The 16854-nt window shown below is 48.7% G+C and carries 16 protein-coding genes and 1 tRNA gene; 10 read left to right on the top strand and 7 right to left on the bottom strand.

Going from position 1 to position 16854, the window contains the following annotated elements:
* The first annotated feature begins 186 nt into the window (after positions 1 to 186).
* The 10 genes from cysS (at position 187) to AC2UZI_RS10860 (ending at position 8754) form a co-directional block, all read left to right on the top strand.
* Positions 187 to 1635 (top strand): cysteine--tRNA ligase, encoded by a 1449-nt coding sequence (gene cysS / locus AC2UZI_RS10905; protein ID WP_486943896.1) that lies wholly within the window; start codon positions 187 to 189, stop codon positions 1633 to 1635.
* Between the two features lie 8 nt (positions 1636 to 1643).
* The gene (locus AC2UZI_RS10900; protein WP_486943895.1) at positions 1644 to 2261 is read left to right on the top strand and encodes a DNA-3-methyladenine glycosylase family protein; all 618 of its coding nucleotides are present in this window, start codon (positions 1644 to 1646) and stop codon (positions 2259 to 2261) included.
* Positions 2262 to 2292: 31 nt separating this feature from the next.
* Positions 2293 to 3258 carry an acetyl-CoA carboxylase carboxyltransferase subunit alpha gene (locus tag AC2UZI_RS10895; protein ID WP_486943894.1) on the top strand — a complete coding sequence of 322 codons (966 nt, stop codon included), beginning with the start codon at positions 2293 to 2295 and terminating at the stop codon, positions 3256 to 3258.
* The gene (gene tilS / locus AC2UZI_RS10890) at positions 3230 to 4312 is read left to right on the top strand and encodes a tRNA lysidine(34) synthetase TilS (RefSeq protein ID WP_486943893.1); all 1083 of its coding nucleotides are present in this window, start codon (positions 3230 to 3232) and stop codon (positions 4310 to 4312) included. Before AC2UZI_RS10895 ends, tilS begins: the two co-directional genes overlap by 29 nt.
* A gap of 91 nt (positions 4313 to 4403) precedes the next feature.
* A complete protein-coding gene (locus AC2UZI_RS10885) occupies positions 4404 to 5672 on the top strand; it encodes an aspartate kinase (RefSeq protein ID WP_486943892.1) in 1269 nt (422 codons plus the stop codon).
* Positions 5673 to 5709: 37 nt separating this feature from the next.
* Positions 5710 to 5802, top strand: a tRNA-Ser gene (locus AC2UZI_RS10880).
* Between the two features lie 218 nt (positions 5803 to 6020).
* Positions 6021 to 6179: a hypothetical protein gene (locus AC2UZI_RS10875; RefSeq protein WP_486943891.1), complete on the top strand. Its 159-nt coding sequence runs from the start codon at positions 6021 to 6023 to the stop codon at positions 6177 to 6179.
* 127 nt (positions 6180 to 6306) lie between these two features.
* Positions 6307 to 7065, top strand: coding sequence for a tyrosine-protein phosphatase (locus AC2UZI_RS10870; RefSeq protein ID WP_486943890.1), 759 nt, complete (start codon positions 6307 to 6309; stop codon positions 7063 to 7065).
* A gap of 142 nt (positions 7066 to 7207) precedes the next feature.
* Positions 7208 to 7744, top strand: a complete 537-nt coding sequence (locus AC2UZI_RS10865) for a hypothetical protein (RefSeq protein WP_486943889.1) — start codon at positions 7208 to 7210, stop codon at positions 7742 to 7744.
* Positions 7745 to 7860: 116 nt separating this feature from the next.
* Positions 7861 to 8754, top strand: a complete 894-nt coding sequence (locus tag AC2UZI_RS10860) for a LysR family transcriptional regulator (protein ID WP_486943888.1) — start codon at positions 7861 to 7863, stop codon at positions 8752 to 8754.
* 92 nt (positions 8755 to 8846) lie between these two features.
* On the opposite strand, the gene AC2UZI_RS10855 is transcribed toward AC2UZI_RS10860, so the two are convergent.
* From AC2UZI_RS10855 to pta, 7 genes are all read right to left on the bottom strand, one after another.
* Entirely contained in the window at positions 8847 to 10211 is a 1365-nt protein-coding gene (locus AC2UZI_RS10855) for a short-chain fatty acid transporter (RefSeq protein WP_486943887.1), read from the bottom strand.
* A gap of 171 nt (positions 10212 to 10382) precedes the next feature.
* Complete coding sequence (locus AC2UZI_RS10850; RefSeq protein WP_486943886.1) at positions 10383 to 11126, bottom strand: enoyl-CoA hydratase/isomerase family protein; 744 nt, start codon at positions 11124 to 11126, stop codon at positions 10383 to 10385.
* A gap of 16 nt (positions 11127 to 11142) precedes the next feature.
* Positions 11143 to 12333 carry a CaiB/BaiF CoA transferase family protein gene (locus tag AC2UZI_RS10845; RefSeq protein WP_486943885.1) on the bottom strand — a complete coding sequence of 397 codons (1191 nt, stop codon included), beginning with the start codon at positions 12331 to 12333 and terminating at the stop codon, positions 11143 to 11145.
* A 103-nt stretch (positions 12334 to 12436) separates the two neighbouring features.
* Positions 12437 to 13540 carry a Rieske 2Fe-2S domain-containing protein gene (locus AC2UZI_RS10840; protein ID WP_486943884.1) on the bottom strand — a complete coding sequence of 368 codons (1104 nt, stop codon included), beginning with the start codon at positions 13538 to 13540 and terminating at the stop codon, positions 12437 to 12439.
* 86 nt (positions 13541 to 13626) lie between these two features.
* Positions 13627 to 14613, bottom strand: coding sequence for a PDR/VanB family oxidoreductase (locus tag AC2UZI_RS10835; protein ID WP_486943883.1), 987 nt, complete (start codon positions 14611 to 14613; stop codon positions 13627 to 13629).
* Between the two features lie 351 nt (positions 14614 to 14964).
* Positions 14965 to 15735 (bottom strand): TSUP family transporter, encoded by a 771-nt coding sequence (locus AC2UZI_RS10830; RefSeq protein WP_486943882.1) that lies wholly within the window; start codon positions 15733 to 15735, stop codon positions 14965 to 14967.
* Positions 15732 to 16739, bottom strand: coding sequence for a phosphate acetyltransferase (pta, locus tag AC2UZI_RS10825; protein WP_486943881.1), 1008 nt, complete (start codon positions 16737 to 16739; stop codon positions 15732 to 15734). The genes AC2UZI_RS10830 and pta overlap by 4 nt, the downstream gene beginning before the upstream one ends.
* Between the last annotated feature and the right edge of the window lie 115 nt (positions 16740 to 16854).

Genomic DNA, 16854 nt, shown 5'->3' with positions numbered 1-16854 from the left:
TATGGCGTTAACACAAATAAAACGCCAGCAATTTTAACGGTTCGTGCCGCAACAGTAACCAGCTTGCTATACTTGACGACCATCATTTTAGCCTTGGTACACAAATTTCGCTGTGTATAACCGTGTCTAAATGAATGGATACGCGCTTTTCACTCCCCAGATTTTAAGACGATTACATTACAGCACATGTTGCGCATCTATAACTCATTGTCCCGCACTAAAGACGTTTTCACTCCTATCGAGCCCGGTTCAGTACGCATGTACGTATGTGGCATGACGGTGTATGACTTCTGTCACTTAGGACATGCGCGCATGCTAGTCAGTTTCGATGTCATCCAGCGCTGGCTACGTCAGTCAGGCTATCAAGTGAACTATGTACGTAATATTACCGACATCGATGACAAAATTATTCGTCGTGCGGTTGAGTCGAATCGACGTATGCGTGAGGTCACTGATTTTTATATTGCCGCCATGCACGCCGACGAGCGAGCACTGGGCGTGCAGACCCCTGATGCCGAGCCACGCGCGACCGAGCACGTGGGCGACATGATTGGCATTATTCGTAAGTTGGAAGAAAACGGGCTTGCTTACCAAGGCGGTGACGGTGACGTGAACTATGCGGTTCGTCAGTTCTCGGGTTACGGTAAGCTGTCGGGTAAAAGTTTAGACGATCTGCGCGCTGGAGAACGAGTGGCCGTTACCGACGCTAAGCGAGATCCACTTGATTTTGTGCTCTGGAAGGCAGCGAAAGAGGACGAACCTGACGAGTCTAAATGGGAATCCCCTTACGGTTTAGGACGCCCAGGGTGGCACATCGAGTGCTCCGCCATGAGCCATTCCTTATTAGGTATGCCCCTCGATATCCACGGGGGAGGGCCTGATCTAAAATTCCCTCATCACGAAAATGAAATTGCTCAATCGGAAGGTGCCTTTGGTGGCCAATTGGCGAATGTGTGGATGCACTGTGGCCCCTTAATGGTCGACGCTGACAAAATGTCGAAGTCCTTAGGGAATTTCCGAAACATACGTCAAACGATTGCCGCTTCTGAGCTAAGTGATGACATGGCTGAGTACGAGGTTAACCCCCGCGAAGCCGAGATGTTGCGATTTTTTATTGTGCGCAATCACTATCGCAGCACGCAAAATTACGCTGCTGATAACTTATTCGACGCACAGCAAGCGATCGATAGGCTTTATCAAGCGTTGGCGAATACTCAAGCAGAAGACGTCGTTATACGTTGGGACGACCCTGCGGCCATTCGTTTTGCTGAAGCCATGAACGATGACTTCAATACGGCAGGGGCGGTAGCCGTACTGTTTGAGCTTGCCGCCAAAGCCAATCGTGAAGCATGTTCGTATAGTGCAGGGCTAATGCGTGCACTTGGCGAAATTCTGGGTATATTGCAAAAAGATCCCGCTGTGTATTTGCGTTCGGCTTCACGCTATTTACGCCACTCACGACCCACGACGAGTACGTTAAGCGATGATGAAATCGAAGCGCTTATCGAACAACGTGCAACAGCAAAAATGGCACGCGACTTCGCGTTGGCCGACCGTCTGCGAGATCAATTACACGAGCAGGGCATTGAGCTTGAAGATAAAGCCGGTGGTCTCACGCAGTGGCGTCGAGCCTAGGAATAATCATGAGCATACCGACTTATTGGGACGAGGCCAAAACGCACTTGATGAAACGCGATCGAATTTTGCGTAAAATCATTCCGATGTACCCTGACGAATGGTTGCGTGCGCCGGCTGATCCGTTTGCCACCTTAGTCAGGGCCGTGATGGGCCAGCAAATTAGTCGTCGTGCAGCCGACACGATTTGGCAACGCTTTTCCGATGCTTTCGAATCACCCGCTACGCCTAAAATGGTGTTAGACACCGATATCGAAGCCTTACGAAAAATGGGCTTGCCCAAGCGTAAAGCTGAATACATTCTGGATCTTGCCGAGCATTTTGACCAACGAAAAGTGGTTCCAGAAGCGTGGCACGAGATGGAAGACGAGGCTGTTATCAAAGAGCTTTGCGCCATCCGCGGCATAGGTCGATGGACAGCCGAGATGTTTTTGATTTTCAATTTGCATCGTGCAGACGTGTTACCGTTAGACGATGCTGGGTTAATCAAAGCCATATCACAACATTATTACAGCGGCGAACCCGTTTCACGATTTGAGGCCAGAGAAGTGGCACAGGCGTGGACGCCCTGGTGTACGGTGGCAACGTGGTATCTATGGCGTAGCCTAGATCCTGTTGTCGAGTAAATAAACTAGGTTAATAACCGAAGACACAACAATGCGAAATACATTTCTGGAGTTTGAGCAACCACTAGCTGAACTCGAAAATAAAATCGAAGAGCTACGTTACGTTCAAACCGATTCTGCTGTCGATATCTCTGAAGAGGTGAATCGTCTACAGCAAAAAAGCCAGACCTTAGCAAGAAATATCTATTCGAAGCTAACCCCTTGGCAAACGGCATTGGTAGCACGCCATCCTCAACGCCCTTATACCTTCGACTACATTCGCGAAATTTTCACTGATTTTCACGAATTACACGGCGATCGTATGTATGCAGACGATTTAGCTATTGTTGGCGGATTGGCGAGATTTAATGGCGTTTCGTGCATGGTTATTGGGCACCAAAAAGGGCGCGATACCAAAGAACGGGCTAAGCGTAATTTTGGTATGCCTCGTCCTGAAGGCTATCGTAAAGCGCTACGTTTGATGCGTCTGGCCGAAAAGTTTAATTTGCCTATTTTTACCTTCGTGGACACGCCAGGGGCTTATCCCGGAATTGGCGCAGAAGAACGCGGTCAATCAGAGGCGATTGGCCATAATCTTTACGCCATGTCTGAGCTTAAAGTACCAATCATTACCACCATTATTGGTGAAGGCGGTTCGGGTGGCGCTCTAGCCATTGCTGTCGCAGACATGGTGATGATGCTGCAATACGCTACCTATGCTGTGATTTCTCCTGAAGGCTGTGCTTCCATCTTATGGCGTAGCGCCGAGAAAGCGTCGACGGCAGCAGAGGCGTTGGCCATCACGGCCGACCGTTTGAAAGAGTTTGGATTGATTGATCGCGTGGTGAACGAGCCTGTGGGCGGTGCCCATCGCGATCCCGCGACAATGGCACGTCAATTAAGTCGGGCTTTAGCCGATTCATTGCGTCAGTTGTCTGGGCTTAGTGTTGACCAACTCCGTGCTCAACGACTTGAGCGATTGCTGTCATATGGGCGATTCCAAGAAGTTAAATCCTAAATCCTCCGTTATTATTCAGGCCCCAAGCTCCACGTTGACTACGCTGTGCGATCCGGTACTACTTCGATGTATTGATGAGCACTATCAACGCTTAGGAACCGCTCCTAAGCAAGTCGCTGTGGGGCTCAGCGGTGGGGTTGATTCCGCCACATTGGCGTTGCATTTGGCCGTCTGGGCTGCTCAGCGCCACATAGCACTACACTGTTTTCATGTGCACCATGGCTTGCAAGATGTGGCCGATGGGTGGTTGTCGCATGTACAGACCTTAGCCACCTTATTGGGTGTCTCGTGCCATGCCCAACGAGTGAAAGTCGACTTAAGCCAAGGTGATGGTATGGAGTCGGCCGCGCGCAGTGCCAGATACCGTGCGTTTGAACAAATGGCTGCCTCGACGGGAGTAGCGCATATCTTTCTGGCACATCATCAAGATGATCAGGCTGAAACTGTATTGTTACGCTTACTACGGGGTTCAGGTCCTACTGGCTTGAAAGCAATGGCGCCGATCAGCCAGCGTCGTGGTCTTGTGTATGTACGTCCCTGGTTGCAAGTGGCTCGTGCTCGCTTGTTAACAATAGGTGAGCAGATGAGCACTCATCTACACTGGCAAGCCGTGAACGACACAACGAATCATCACGATGACTACACACGAGGTGCGCTCCGAGAGCGGCTTAGCCCCCATCTCAACGAGCGTTGGCAGGGTTGGCAGAAAGTATTGGTCAGACATGCTCAGTTAAGCCGTGATACCGATGAGGTCTTAACTGAGGTGGCTGAACAAGACTTAGGCTCACTTGATTTTAATGCTGATGACCATAGTTTTGGTTTGGAGGCATGGCGAGCGCTTTCGTTCTCTCGGCAAGCGCTGGTACTACGGCATTGGTTCGAGCGTGCGTCGTTGCAAATGCCGACCGAAGCGCGTTTAAACAATCTGATGCGGCAATTACGACAATTACATGCTTTAGGCTTCGACAGGCAGATGCAGGTTAAGCACGGTGATCATTGGGTAATCTGCACGCGTGGGCGTGTAATTTTGCAACGCCATAATGAAAAGGTATGAAACGCACACTAAACTTTGGTCAGAAAATCGTTAGAATACTATGTTCACCTTCGGGTTCGGACTCCATTCATTTTGATATTTGAGTAATAAGATGTCCCTGATCGTACAGAAATATGGCGGCACATCGATGGGCTCTGTAGAGCGTATTCGGAATGTGGCGCAACGCATCGCTAAATGGCATGCAGCGGGTCACCAAGTCGTGGTGGTACCTTCCGCCATGTCAGGTGAAACTAACCGACTTTTGGGTCTGGCCAAGGAAATTACGGACCACCCAGACCCTCGTGAACAAGACATGTTAGCTTCTACGGGCGAGCAAGCCAGTAGTGCTTTACTTGCTATGACGTTAATGAGTAAGGGCGTTCCAGCCCGTAGTTACGCAGGGTGGCAAGTTCCAATTCGAACGGATTCGGCTCATACTAAGGCGCGCATTAAGTCCATCGATGATGAACGTATACGCCAAGACTTAGATGCCGGTCGAGTGGTTATTGTGACGGGCTTTCAGGGTATTGATAGCGAAGGCAATATCACGACCTTAGGTCGGGGTGGCTCTGACACGTCGGCCGTTGCGGTGGCTGCGGCCATGGGCGCCGATGAGTGCTTGATTTTTACGGACGTCGATGGCGTCTACACCACTGACCCCCGAGTGGTCCCCGAGGCTCGACGCATGGGTGTCGTGTCATTTGAAGAGATGCTTGAGTTAGCGTCGCTGGGATCCAAAATCCTACAGATTCGTTCTGTTGAGTTTGCGGGTAAGTATCAGGTGCCAGTACGTGTCTTATCGTCACTGACCGACCCACTCATTTCACTCGAAGAAGAAATGTCTTCGGGTACGCTGATTACATTCGAGGAAGATCATAAAATGGAAGCCGCTGTTGTTTCAGGTATTGCTTTTAGCCGTGATGAAGCCAAGTTTACGTTGCGAGCCGTTCCGGACACACCTGGGGTGGCTTACTCTATCTTAGGCCCTATTGCTGCAGCGAACATTGACGTAGACATGATTCTACAAAACTTGTCTGTGCAAGGAACCACCGACTTTTCCTTTACGGTGAATCGCAACGATGCCGAGCGTACCTACGAATTACTTAAAGAGCAGGTGGGACCCGCTGTAGGAGCAGGCGAAATTGTGTATGACAACAAAGTCGCCAAGGTATCCATTGTTGGGATTGGTATGCGTAGTCACGCTGGTGTCGCCAGTACGATGTTCCGTGCTTTATCTCAAGAAGGCATTAATATTCAAATGATTAGCACAAGTGAAATTAAAACCTCGGTGGTGATCGATGATAAGTACATGGAGCTTGCGGTACGTACGCTTCATAAGGCCTTTGAGTTAGACCAAGATAAAGCGGATAGTGCTAGCTAAGTTTTAGAAACCTGTGCTAGAATAACGCTTTGCTTTTGGGGACGTGGCCGAGAGGTTGAAGGTACTCCCCTGCTAAGGGAGCATGCGGCTTATACCCGCATCGAGGGTTCGAATCCCTCCGTCCCCGCCAAAAGTAAACGCAATTAAGCCCTTGCAATAGCAAGGGCTTTTTTGTTTTCTACGAGGGGAAACCAGCAGTCATAAACAGGGTTATGGTGCGGCTGTAGGGCAGAGTAAGAAACTACGTAAATTTGCCAGTACAATCAACTATCGATGTTCTCGTTGCGGTTTTTATTGGGCCGACGGTGCAACGTTCGCCATTTTCGCAGTAATTTGTAGGGGAAGGGTATGCGCATTGCTTTGTTTTTGCTCGGTGCTATTGCAGCCATTTATTTAATTGTTAAGGGCTTTAGGCAGGTGCTTGAGGAAAGCAGGCAAACGCTCGAAGACGAACAACGACGAAATATCGAGCATGACAACCCTGACCGCGACGATGAGTATCGCTAAGCACTGTGATAAGTACGGGTTTTGTATAAAGACATTGTCAGGAAGATGACGCATTGATGTGGCATAGTAGGTTTCATGATATGGTTTTTATGATTACCCTTCTATTACGTAGCAAGAGGTCAGCGGTATGACAATGTTAGATATCGATCACCCAGAGCAACGGGTAATTTCATTCAATGGTGTCAGTAACTTCAGAGATATTGGCGGTTATCGTGGCGCAGAGAATGGCACGGTCAAATGGGGGCAGGTTTATCGTTCGGCCCACCTTTGTCAGCTTGATGCGCAAGATGTAGTAAAGCTTGAAGAGCTGGGCATACGCTGCAGTATCGACTTGCGGGGGCAATTAGAAAGTGAACGTAACGCTTACGCCTATGATTTTCTTCAACGCCAAGTGTGTGCTATTGAACCGGAAGTGGCTCGCTTAGTTAACGAGTCTGTGTCTAAAAACGGCGCAATTACGGTGAACGAAGCTCACGAATTTATGCATCAAATGTATCAGAGCTTTTCGTCCACCTACGTCGGGCAGTTTTCACGTTTCTTTAAGCATGTTATTCAAGCCCCTACCCCGATCGTAGTGCATTGCACGGCCGGTAAAGACCGTACGGGTTTTGCTTGCGCGATGCTATTAAGCGCGCTAGGTGTGCAGCGCGACGACATATTGGATGATTATTTACTGACTCAGCAGCACTATAACGTTCAGTTAGAGTCTCGCAAAGGCGTAGATTTAGCGGCGATGAAAGTGTTGTGGGGTGTTAGCGTTGAATATTTAGCATCTACCCTTGATGACATCACTCGCGAGTTCGGGGGCGTTGCACCGTTTCTTGAGAAAGCCTTAGGCATTGACGATGCTCACATTGCTACCTTACGCCACAAGCTTCTTGCCTAAGATACGTCGTATCTTCCATTAGGGTGTATCGCCCACAGCGTTCCGCTTGCTTTCGTGTGGTGGCGCTTCGATAAGCTTGGTAACAGCTACTGAGCAGAAAAACCTTATCCTAAAAGCTCCTAGTATGACTCAGGAGATCGTCATGGGATCATCATGGTTAAGTGCCGAAGAGTCGGATCGCAAGCTGATGGTGGCATTGCCGAACCGCGAGCTGGCTGAGCACACGCGCAATCAATTAATGCAGCTGTTTGGTCAGGGTGGAGGATGGGTTACCGTAATTGAACCCGATGACCCGAAAATAGAGAGAAAATTAGAACCCGAAACCCGACGCATACCTTGGACTGCAGTTCGATCTCATTCCATTACGGGCGCTGTGGGGGCGATTGGAGGCTTGATCCTGTGGGGGGTTTTATACCTCATAGGTGTTGATTTGATTGTCAGCTCGCCACTTGTTTCGTTTATTGCGATTGTGGCGATTCTGTCGTTTTTAGGCTTGCTTGTGGGTGGCTTGATCACATTTAGGCCGGATCATAATAACGTGGTGTATCCCGCTAAAGATGCGAGTGATGCGGGGGAATGGGTCGTTGTGGCGCATCCCACAACAGAGACCGAAACGCAACAGGCTCAAGATTATTTACAACGCGTTAGCGAAGAAACCTTTACGCAGACATTGGGCTAGCGAGATCGGCCAAAGGCGGTTGTCGATAGGTTCATCCGCGCTAAGGGTTTCGTAGTAAATTGGTATATGCTGGTCATGAGTTCCATAATAATTACAACATGGAGGGCGTGGCAGTCATGACATTCCAGCAGCTTGAGGCGTTTTATTGGGTAAGTAGTCTAGGAAGCTTTTCCGCGGCGTCAGACCGACTGTTTGTCACGCAGTCGACGATTTCCATGCGCATCCGAAAACTCGAGAAAGATTTAGGGGTAGAGCTTTTTGACCGCTCTAGCCATTCCATTCAACTGACGCTGAGTGGGCTGGAGTTCATGCAGTATGCCCGTCGCATTCTTGATTTACGTACAGAGCTCATCCAGCGAGTGGCTTCTTCAGACGCATTCTCTGGCCAATTGCGCTTAGGGGTGGCAGAGGTGGTTTCATCCACTTGGCTACCTAAATTGATTGAGCTCATTGCTGAAAAATACCCTAAGGTTCGGCTGGAAATTGAAATGGCGCTAACAGAGGAGCTACTGGAGGCTTTAAAGCGGGGAACATTAGATCTAATTTTAGCGCCTGGGAAAGTGCCCATGACGGGGCTAACGACCTCTACCTTAGGAAGTGTGGAGTTTTCATGGGTGGCAAGCCCGGCGCTGGGCTTAGGCACCACGGCACGAACCGCTCATGAGATTTCGCGTTGGCCTCTGGTGGGACTAAGTCAGCATTCCTATCACCATACGGTGATTGAACACTGGTTTAGACGCAGTAATGTGAGGTGCCATTATCAAATACGTTGTAAAAGTATTGCGGTGGCGGCGTCGATGGTTGTGGCAGGGGCAGGCATTGCGTATTTGCCCTTGCGCTGTTTTCAACGAGAACTTGATGCGGGACAGTTGCAACTGGTTAAAACCTCAACTATTTCGCAGGTTGAGTTTATTACGGCGATGTCAGCGGATGAAATTAATCCGCTTTCAATGTGTATTGCCGATTTGGCCGTGCAAGTTAGTGACTTCGATCCGGTGGCACCGCTTTGACAAACGCCGACAGGGGTTGCGGTGATCCCTGTCGGCGTTTGGGCTAGATGGTTAAGGTCTCATGGTCAAAAGAACAGGCTTTAAATAAACGATCATAAATACATCGTGAGGGCTATGGTGGTGCCAAAAACAATCATCCCTACGAACATGACGATTACTGTATAACCAAGTACGTCTTTGGCTTTTAAGCCGGTTAACCCTAGCAAAGGAAGTGCCCAAAAGGGTTGAATCATGTTGGTGACCTGATCACCGTATTGGTGGGCCATCATCGTCACCCCGACGGGTACCTCTAGTGCTCTACCGGCTTCGAGCAAAATGGGGCCTTGAATTGCCCATTGTCCGCCAGCGGAGGGAACAAATAGGTTTACGATGGCGGCGCTAAAGAAAGCCAGGAACGGGAAGGTGAATTGGGTTGACATGGCAATCATCCCATTTGCCAGAACCTCGAGTAAGCCTGAGAGGCTCATCATGCCAAGAATCCCAGCATAAAAAGGAAATTGCAGAATAATTCCACTGGCCGAGGCCGTAGCCTTGCCCATGGCTTTGACGTAAGCCCCCGGCGTTTTGTACAGAAACATCCCTAGAATTAAAAAGATAAAGTTAATAATATTGATATTTAGGTCAAAGCCTCGAGTTACAAAAAAGTAACCCGTATAGAAGGCACCGGGTATGACAATCATGAGCATCAAAACGACACTGTTTTCCAAGCGTTGGGCAAGGGGAACTTTTCCATCTACGTAGCCTAAGATTTCACCCTCATTGATTTCTGCGACTTTGACTTCGTCTTCATCTTTTAAGTGAATCTCTTGCACATCCTCGTCTGCGGGGTGCATGGCCTTCATCACAAAAGGAACCACTATCATATACACCGCCACAGCAATCAGATTCCAAGGCTGTAGTATTGATTCTGCAAAAGGAACGCGCCCGATCATGTCGAACAAGAAGTGGTCATCGGTGTTGGAAATCAGCGGAGCGGTTGAAGAGAAGCCAGCTGAGTGAATGCTTAAACCTAAATATCCAGCCGCAGCGGCTAACGGAAAATGCAGTTTAATGCCTCGGGCTTTAAGGTCTTTGGCAACGGTAATGGCCATGACCGCACCGACGACCAGCCCCAAGCCCCAGTTGATAAAGCCCGCTATTAACGTGACGATAGAAATTAATAGCATACCTTGGCCCGCATTTTTCGGGATTTTGGCCATTCTGTTCATACATCGGCGAGCGGGGCCTGATTGCGCAAGCACGTAGCCGGTGAGCAAAATGAAAACCATCTGCATTGAGAAGCCAAGAAAATTCCAGAACCCATCGTACCAATGGTAGACCATATCCAATGGCCCACTAGGGGTAAGCCAAACTCCCATCACATAACAGACTGCGCTAAGAATGATGGCAAAAATGAAAGCATCAGGTATTAGGTGTACAGCGCATTTTTGCGTGAACTCGCCTATTTTTTTTAGCATGTTTGTCTCCAAAAATATACGTTATTTATGTATTTCTAGGCGTATGTATATAAGACTGCTGTGCTACTAAATAAAAACAACATCGAGTTGATATAGGGGGTTTCTGTGGTGCAGAAAACGAAAGCTGCCTCCACTCAGCTTTTTGATGGAGTATTGATTTGTTTTTTAGTATTATTTTTTCTTTGCTGCGGATTTCGCGTCGTGCCAATAGCGTTGAACGCGCTTTCTAAAGTTAATGTCGGCCACAGAGTTAGCTAACAATCCCATATCGATTAGCCCTTGTTGTTTGTCGAGTTGAAGAATTTGAGCGCTTGTCTCAGCTGGTACACGACTGATTTTTTTATAAAGCGTAGCGATGAACTCGTCCTGTTCTGCTTCCGTAATTTGCGCGTGAATAAAGCCGCAACGCAGAGCGTTATCCAAGTCGATTCGGTCTTGTTCTAATAAGGCCTCGTAGGCATCTTGGGGAATAAGCTGCCGTAGTCGGTTTGTGCCCAATAAGACACCAAAGCGGACGCCGGGAAAGCGGAAAGAGGTGTTCTCTGAAATGGCGACTCTCTTTTTACAGGCCGCAACAATGTCGGCCCCGGCTCCGGCAACGGCGCCCTGTGCAAACGCCAGTGTGTGGATAGGCGAGTAATGAATTTTTTGTAGTAATTGTTCTAATCGCAGAAAACGATAGGCTAACGAGCCGTCGGTTTCCGAATCAATATTTTGTAGATCGAATCCACCACAGAAATTACGCCCGTTTCCTTTAAATACGATGAGCCGTGCAGAACTGGTTGTGGCAGTATCCACAGCACAGATTAATGCTTCAACAAGTTCTGTATTTAACGCATTGGCATATTCTGTACGGTTTAAAGTAATAAAAAATATTGAGCCATCTTCATTTAGTTTCGTTTGTACCCACGTCATAAAGGGGTTTCCTAATTTAGTTTTCTGGAAAAACAGTTTCGTTTTCTATCCATTGCGAAATTACTTCTTCATTGTGTTCCCCGAGTTTTGGCGGTAGATAGCGTATGTCGAATTGATAATCGCTTATCTTTATGGGATAGCTTGTGGTTTTGGTGATAACGCCATTCGGCAGGGACAGCTCTTGAACTAAGCCCATATGATTGACATGCTCATCGTTGACCACGTCCGAGAATTGATTAAGAGGGCTGGCGGGAACGCCGCGTCGGTTAAATTCATTAAGCCAATAGGCGGCAGGCTGTTTAGCGAAGTGGGCCTCGAGAATGCCCGCCAGCTCTTTTTGATTCTTTGCGCGTAACGATTGATTAATAAAATGAGGGTGTTCAATTAACGAAGGGTCTGCTACCGCCAGGCAAACCTCTTGCCAAAGCTTGTCGGTTCCAGCGGCGATCACAAAATAGGCATCGCTGGCCTGATAGGCTTGATAGGGTGCGTTTCGTGGGTGCGCAGAACCTAGGCGCCCACCTGATTGACCGGTGCCGAAGTACTCGCTGGTCTGTAGTGCCGAGACACCTATCAAGCTGCCCACCATTGAGCAGTCAATATAAGCACCAATGCCCGTGATTTGTCTGCGTAACACAGCCGCTAAAATGGTGTAGGCCGCATAAAGGCCCGCACTAAAGTCTCCGATAGGAACTCCACATTTCACCGGACCGCTTGACTCTTCTCCCGTGACGCTCATCAGGCCGCTCATGGCTTGAACTGTGACATCGAAAGCGCCTCGATTGGCATAAGGGCCTGTTTGTCCGTAACCGCTGATTGAGCACATAATCAGGTTGGGGTTTACGGCTTTTAAGCTTTCATATCCCAGCCCCAGCCTTTGCAATACGCCGGGGCGGTAATTTTCAATAAGAATGTCAGCCGATAGGCAAAGCTTTTTTAAGGTCTGCACGTCATCCGGGTTCTTGAGGTCTAGGGCGACACTGCGCTTATTGCGATTTAATGATGCAAAGTTCTCGCTATAAACCTCTGTGCTGCTATCGCTTTGACTTAACGGAGGCCATTGCCGCATGCCATCGCCATTGTTTGGGTTTTCAATTTTGACGACATCGGCGCCTAGGTCTGCGAGTAGCGAGGCGGCATAGGGACCCGCTGCAATCTGACCTAGCTCGAGCACACGTAGCCCCTCTAATGGATTGGTCTCAGCCATTTTTAAAACTCCCTTTTAATCTGCATCGACGCGCAGGGCAGTATGGACAGTTCGGTTTCTAACGCTGTCCATACTGGCGAACAAACAAGCTATCGAGGGCGGGTTAAGCCGTCGCCTGCGTTAATGACTCTCGCTGCGCTTCAATGGGTTTTTGCTCTTCACGTTGCATTGCCATCATGATTTGTCTGGCGCGACGTAATGCGGTGTCGGAGCTTAGGAAAAGCTCTGAATACCCCTCGTCGGGGTAGGCAACCATTTTTTGCTGACGCTCAAGCGCCCATTCATCCTCTGCCACCACGGCTGGGAACATCTCAGCAATGACTTCGGGGGTTGATCGGGTGCTGTCATTGAGAGGGGTGTGGCCTTTTTTGCAGGAAATGGAAATTCGCCACTCTAAGTTTTCTTTATCGATGGGGTAGTGAAGATGCAGCAAGGTGTAGCCGCGCTCAAGGTCGGTGCCAAGTTTTCCAGGAGGCGCAACACGCATCACCACGCGAGTCAGGCCGGGGGTCTCCATAGCGTGGGTATGAACGCGGTCAATAATGTCGTAGTGAAACCATTCCCGTAAAAAAGGTGGTTGCTTGTAGTTTTGCACTTCACGAATGGTTTTAACGTATGAAAAGCCGTCAACTTCGCCTTCTTCCATTTTGACGGGGATTTCACTGTTGGCTTTGTCGCCGATGTTTCCATCGTGTAGCGGATAAAAGTGACTAATATCCAGTAAATTTTCGATCAGCAATAGGTAGTTTGAGGGCGAACGTACCACCTGAGGTAGCGGAATAGAGGTCAAGTTTTCATCGACAATCTCTTCGGTGCGCGGCGGGTTAATACCTTTCGCTTTTTCCACGTCTCCTGGCCACAGCCAAACCATGCCATCTTGCTCACAGATGGGTATGGGCTGTAGGCGGGCTCGTTCAGGAATAGGGCGGTTAGGTTGCGAGGGGATTTCTACACACTTACCGGTTTCGTCATACTGCAGCCCGTGATAGGCGCACTCTACGTTGCCATTTTCCAGCATCTTGCTTTGCGAGATGGGAAACCGCTTATGACAGCAGCGATCATCAAAAGCAGTGATGTTTCCTTCAGCGGTGCGCCATACCACCACCGGTTTATCGGCGACTTTCAAACCTTGTAGCTTGCTTTTCTCGAACTCTGCAGAAAAGCCAATCGGATACCAACAGTTTCTGACATACTCAAATTTAGACATTGTTTCGCTCCTGGTGGATATAAGGTAATGAATGCGAAGCTGGTGGGCCTCAGTAGCGTGTTGCTGTATTTAACTCAGTCGCTATTTCAAATATCTAAAACCAAGGTTTCACTTTTAGATCTTGAGCAGCACAGCATTAAATAATTTTCGCGACCCGAGTCATCAAGTACGGAATCTCGATGGTCTGGGTTTCCTTCTAGGTATCGTGTCATGCACGTACCGCAGTAGCCTTCTGTGCAACACACATCAACCGTGATGCCATGACGTGCTAAGGTTTCAACGATGCTTTCGTCGGCACTTACGGTGAGTGTTTTGCCGCTACGGGCCAATTTCACCTCAAACTCGGTGTTGACCAATGGCTCGTCGGTAGTGGTAGCAGGGGCATTAAAACGCTCGAACCGAACCGTGCCTTTGGGCCAGTGGGCGGTCGCGTTGTCCATGGCATCCATAAACCCAGAAGGTCCACAGTAGTAGATGTGTTCCCCCTCGTTCACCTTTTTAAACAGGGTCGTTAGTGATGGACAGGTACCTTCACTGTCGTAATAGACGGAGGCCTTGCCTGCTGCAATGGCTGGGGCTACGTCTTCTACAAATGCAGCGCGCTCAGGGGAACGCACCAGATAGTGAAGGTGAAAGTCCAACCCTTGCCTTGAGGCTTCGTGTAGCATCGACATTAACGGCGTGACACCAATGCCCCCCGCTACGAAAATATGTTTCTTTGCGTCTGGGTGTAATGCAAAAAAGTTGCGTGGCGTAGAAATAAGAAGTTCACTGCCTTCGCTAAGTTGATCGTGCAGGTATTGAGAACCGCCTTTGCCGTTTTCTTCCCGTAACACAGCAATGACGTAGCGGTTTGTTTCGCTCGGGTCATTGCAAAGTGAGTATTGTCGTATCATCCCACTACCCAGATGCAGGTCGATATGGGACCCAGCACTAAAGGAGGGCAGGCCATCGGCTACGAGCTCATATTGTTTGATGTCCTTAGCTAAAACCTGTATTGAGCGCACGGTTACGGACAGTAGGTTTTCGTCTTGCGGCTGTACGTGGGTCTTTGGCTCCAGCATGGCTTGCATAAGCGCTCCTTAGAATCCTGTTTGAATTTATTTCTTATTCTTGGTTTGCATTTTCAATATAGGATTCGCGTTTTTTAGCAGCAAGCAATATATTTTAGAGCTAACGGTCAAAAAAATTGATAACCCTTAGTTATCAGGTGGTTGTGGCTATAATATTTGCGGTTGACAAAGCAAAAACTGATGTTTTCCCTTATGGTTATTTGCTGTCAAAAGACGATTTTACGAGATGCGAAAATAGCAAAATGCCTTATGATTTAGTTAGTATGTTTGCATTGGAGCCATCATAAAAATATAAAAAATGGGCCGCTGAGTATCACTCAGCGGCCCATTAAATGTGCTAGAAGGCGGTTGTTATATCGGATTGAAAAATAAGCTTTTTAGGCTCCCAACGATTAAACCCAACCCAATAATGACCAGAGAAGTGAAGGTAATGCGGCGCATCGCCAGTGGGCTAATCGGGGGCGGATGGCGTTGAACCCATAAGGTAACGAGTGCCACACAAGGGATGGCAATGGCCGAGGTGATTAATGTCTCTTTGGGTAACCCGGTCGTAATCGCTTCGTAAAAGGTACGTGTAAAGGCAGTACAGGCAAACATGAGAAGGAGCATGTTGCGTATCATGGCAATCTCTAAGGGCTGCCTATACATATGAAAAATGAGGGGAGGGCCGGGCATTCCGAATAAGCCGCCGCACAGCCCGGAAACAAAACCCACAGAAAAAAAGGATCGAAGCGTTGATAACTGTTGCCGCTGTTTAGGGCGCAGGGCAAAGTTGATACCGCTGTAAACGATGACGATACCGAGCAAAAGTTCAAGAATACTCGTTGCCTGATTGGAGAAGAAATTAAGTAATACCACACCCAGAATGCTGGACGGAACGATGCCGAGTAGGGTGGTGTTAGTAATGCGCCAGTCGATGTGGTGTAGATGGCGCGGTAGGGCTACCGCGCTGTTAAGCAGGCTGACTAGGCTGACGACGGTGGCTACAAAAGTTAGACTAGCTAAATTTGTGGCACTGCTAATGCCAATCACGATCATGGCTAAGCCAAAACCCGTCAGTGTCTGAAAGTACGTTCCTAGAGCAATAATAAAAATAAAGAGCGCAATGGCGGTTAGGCTCATGACGAATCTCGGTTCTGGGCTTGTAGTGACGTAATGGCAATGACGTTGAATGCGTCTTCTGTGCTACAGCCACGGGATAAATCGTTGGCCGGCTTGGCCAAACCCTGTATCAATGGCCCGATTGCGGTGACCCCGCCCAGTCGTTCAGCGATTTTGTAGCCGATATTACCGGCCTCTAAGTTTGGAAAGATAAACACGTTTGCCATGCCATTGACGGTCGAATGCTTCAGTTTTTTTGCGGCGACTTCTGGAATGATAGCAGCGTCGAATTGAATGTCTTCGTCTATCGCTAAATCGGGCTGTGCGGCTTTGACGCGTTGCGCCGCATTCACGACTTTGGTCACTGAAGGGTGTTTTGCGCTGCTGGCCGTAGAAAAGCTAAGCATCGCAACCCGTGGCTCTTCCTGAAGTAGAAGGCGGGCGCTGTCCACTGCCGCCAGAGCAATGGCGGCTAACTCTTCTTCGTTGGGGTCAATGACCAATCCACAATCGCTAAAAATAACGCCAGTTTGGGTCGGATGGTGCGCCTTATTAAGTAGCATCAGAAAAAAGCTAGAAACTAAGGTGGTGTTTGGCGCTTTACCAATCATTTGTAAAGCGCAACGTACAACGTCAGCGGTGCTATATACGGCACCTGCCACGGAACCGTCGGCGTAGCCGCAATGGACTAACATAGTGGCGAAGTGGAGAGGCTCAGTGAGAGCGGTATTGGCCGCTTCAATTGACATGCCCTTATGCGCACGCTTTTTTGCCAATTGTAGGGCTAATTCTGGCTTTTTCTCTGATAGGGCCGGATCTTCAATGGTAAGGGCGCTGATGTCGAGTTTGAGTTGTGCCGCCGTTTCTTGGATAGGGGCTTGGGGGCCCACTAAGATCATTTTTGCCACACCTTGCTCTTGTGCTTGATACGCGGCAGTCAAAATACGCGGGTCGTGGGCTTCACAGACTACAATGCGCGCAGGGGACTTTTTAGAAAGAACAATGAGTCGATCAAGTAGTTGCATGGCGCACTCAGCTAAGTCTCAGTTATTGGTATTTTTGGTTTCGTTTATTGTTTTTTATTGAATTTAGCGGTAATTTAGCTACTGGTCAATGATTTGTCGTGTTTTTTGGTATTAT

Source organism: Paenalcaligenes sp. DL 463 (assembly GCF_057475185.1).
Note: the sequence above shows the minus strand (reverse complement) of the source record. Positions and strands in the feature narration are given on the sequence as shown.

What these genes read in the sequence shown, in the direction of transcription:
- cysS (WP_486943896.1), top strand. Translation starts at nt 187, where the DNA reads ATGTTGCGCATCTATAACTCATTGTCCCGCACTAAAGACGTTTTCACT.
- AC2UZI_RS10900 (WP_486943895.1), top strand. Translation starts at nt 1,644, where the DNA reads ATGAGCATACCGACTTATTGGGACGAGGCCAAAACGCACTTGATGAAA.
- AC2UZI_RS10895 (WP_486943894.1), top strand. Translation starts at nt 2,293, where the DNA reads ATGCGAAATACATTTCTGGAGTTTGAGCAACCACTAGCTGAACTCGAA.
- tilS (WP_486943893.1), top strand. Translation starts at nt 3,230, where the DNA reads ATGGGCGATTCCAAGAAGTTAAATCCTAAATCCTCCGTTATTATTCAG.
- AC2UZI_RS10885 (WP_486943892.1), top strand. Translation starts at nt 4,404, where the DNA reads ATGTCCCTGATCGTACAGAAATATGGCGGCACATCGATGGGCTCTGTA.
- AC2UZI_RS10875 (WP_486943891.1), top strand. Translation starts at nt 6,021, where the DNA reads ATGCGCATTGCTTTGTTTTTGCTCGGTGCTATTGCAGCCATTTATTTA.
- AC2UZI_RS10870 (WP_486943890.1), top strand. Translation starts at nt 6,307, where the DNA reads ATGACAATGTTAGATATCGATCACCCAGAGCAACGGGTAATTTCATTC.
- AC2UZI_RS10865 (WP_486943889.1), top strand. Translation starts at nt 7,208, where the DNA reads ATGGGATCATCATGGTTAAGTGCCGAAGAGTCGGATCGCAAGCTGATG.
- AC2UZI_RS10860 (WP_486943888.1), top strand. Translation starts at nt 7,861, where the DNA reads ATGACATTCCAGCAGCTTGAGGCGTTTTATTGGGTAAGTAGTCTAGGA.
- AC2UZI_RS10855 (WP_486943887.1), bottom strand. Translation starts at nt 10,211, where the DNA reads ATGCTAAAAAAAATAGGCGAGTTCACGCAAAAATGCGCTGTACACCTA.
- AC2UZI_RS10850 (WP_486943886.1), bottom strand. Translation starts at nt 11,126, where the DNA reads ATGACGTGGGTACAAACGAAACTAAATGAAGATGGCTCAATATTTTTT.
- AC2UZI_RS10845 (WP_486943885.1), bottom strand. Translation starts at nt 12,333, where the DNA reads ATGGCTGAGACCAATCCATTAGAGGGGCTACGTGTGCTCGAGCTAGGT.
- AC2UZI_RS10840 (WP_486943884.1), bottom strand. Translation starts at nt 13,540, where the DNA reads ATGTCTAAATTTGAGTATGTCAGAAACTGTTGGTATCCGATTGGCTTT.
- AC2UZI_RS10835 (WP_486943883.1), bottom strand. Translation starts at nt 14,613, where the DNA reads ATGCAAGCCATGCTGGAGCCAAAGACCCACGTACAGCCGCAAGACGAA.
- AC2UZI_RS10830 (WP_486943882.1), bottom strand. Translation starts at nt 15,735, where the DNA reads ATGAGCCTAACCGCCATTGCGCTCTTTATTTTTATTATTGCTCTAGGA.
- pta (WP_486943881.1), bottom strand. Translation starts at nt 16,739, where the DNA reads ATGCAACTACTTGATCGACTCATTGTTCTTTCTAAAAAGTCCCCTGCG.